At 63.4% G+C, this 1,357-nt stretch carries 2 protein-coding genes and 2 pseudogenes; all 4 read right to left on the bottom strand.

Translation table 11 applies throughout. The features are described from left to right. A pseudogene (locus ACW5W8_RS23650) lies at window positions 1–379 on the bottom strand (hypothetical protein); the annotation flags it as partial. After that, window positions 354–584 carry a hypothetical protein gene (locus ACW5W8_RS23645; RefSeq protein WP_498630860.1) on the bottom strand — a complete coding sequence of 77 codons (231 nt, stop codon included), beginning with the start codon at window positions 582–584 and terminating at the stop codon, window positions 354–356. The pseudogene ACW5W8_RS23650 and the gene ACW5W8_RS23645, both read right to left, overlap by 26 nt. A gap of 13 nt (window positions 585–597) precedes the next feature. After that, complete coding sequence (locus ACW5W8_RS23640; protein WP_139461481.1) at window positions 598–1,002, bottom strand: hypothetical protein; 405 nt, start codon at window positions 1,000–1,002, stop codon at window positions 598–600. Further along, window positions 999–1,357: pseudogene (locus ACW5W8_RS23635) on the bottom strand (hypothetical protein); the annotation flags it as partial. The pseudogene ACW5W8_RS23635 and the gene ACW5W8_RS23640, both read right to left, overlap by 4 nt.

The raw sequence follows: 1,357 nt of genomic DNA, 5'->3' as shown, positions 1-1,357 counted from the left end.
GGCTGACCGGCAGCCCCTCGGCAAAGCGTTGTTGATTTGCCATGAACGTCTGGGGCATCTGTTCGCCCAGCTCAGCCACCTGCTGCTGATGCGCGGCGGCCTGTTGCCACAGGGAGCAGCTGGTTGCCCGCTCGGTGCCTGCCTTCTGCCATTCGCTACTAAGGGCCTGTGAATGGCGATCAGACCGATCCCAAATATCCCCCATCGCACTGGCAGGGCCTCGGAATACGTTCTGGTCATACTGCCCGGCGAGCACAGGCAGCGGGGCGCGGGATGTGCTCGCCATGGTGCATTCAATGACGAATGCGCCGACCAACTCCCCACGGCTATGGGTGTGGCTGGCAAGCACTGCATCAAGCACCACAGAGCCGCCCAGCATCGCGCTGGAACGATTCGGGGCGCCAGCCAATACCCGATGCCAGCACCAGACCCGGTGACGCGCTCAGGCGCGGCGGCATGGTGGTACTGTTAAGGATACCGACCAGCCGCACCACCTCAGACTGATTCAGCTCCAGCTGGCCGGTGCTGTTCCTGGCCTTGCGTAGTTCTAAGCTCGCATCCTTTCTGGCCTGCTCTGCCGACATGACGAGCCCCCGGTTACGGTTCAGTGATGGTGGCGGTATTGATGCGGATCAGCGCACCGGCAAAAAACTCCGCTGCGGGCAGCTCCAGATCGGCGCCGCTGCCTGGCACCCCGACATCGAGATCCGCCACAAAGGCCCCATCCCGGTCAACAATGCGCCCCCAGGTAGGGGCACCGCTGGCGGTGGCCATCTGCTCGGCCAGGGGCTTCAGGGTCAGCACCCCACCAGCGATCGTCTTGGCACAAGGGTGGCTGAACGTCAGCACCACCAGAGCCAGCTGGTCAGTCGTAGCCGCCCCTGGTGCCGGTTTGGTGCCGGTGTAGATGGTCAGCTTGGCACTGGCCCCGCTGCCTGTATCAATGGCCGTGGCCAATAGCTGGGCGCGACTGGTGCGCAGCCCTTCGGCATAGGAGATCATGGTTGTTTCCTCTTGAGCGGGGCAATCATGGGGAAAGGCTCGGGCGCCACCCCACCGCCAGGCGGATAGGGCTTTGGCGCCTGATAGTCGGCGGCCACCGCGTTGTAATCGGCAGGGCCATATGCTGGGTCATCCTGGGCGACCACCATATAACGGCGATTCAGCCACAACAGATCGAACCGATAGACCCCATCCGCTGCGCGGCTGTAGGTCTCGCCAACCAGTTCGCCATCTTGGGTAAAGCAGAGCACCCGGCGCCGCACCCCCATCCCGCTGATGGTCACCGTACTTTCAATAAACCCCTGCTCCACGTTGCGCACCCCATCGCGGATCCAGAAGTAATCCCGCCCCTTGC

The sequence above is a fragment of the Aeromonas aquatilis genome, from assembly GCF_054052405.1.
The sequence above is the reverse complement of the archived record's forward strand: the minus strand, read 5'-3'. Positions and strand labels throughout refer to the sequence as shown.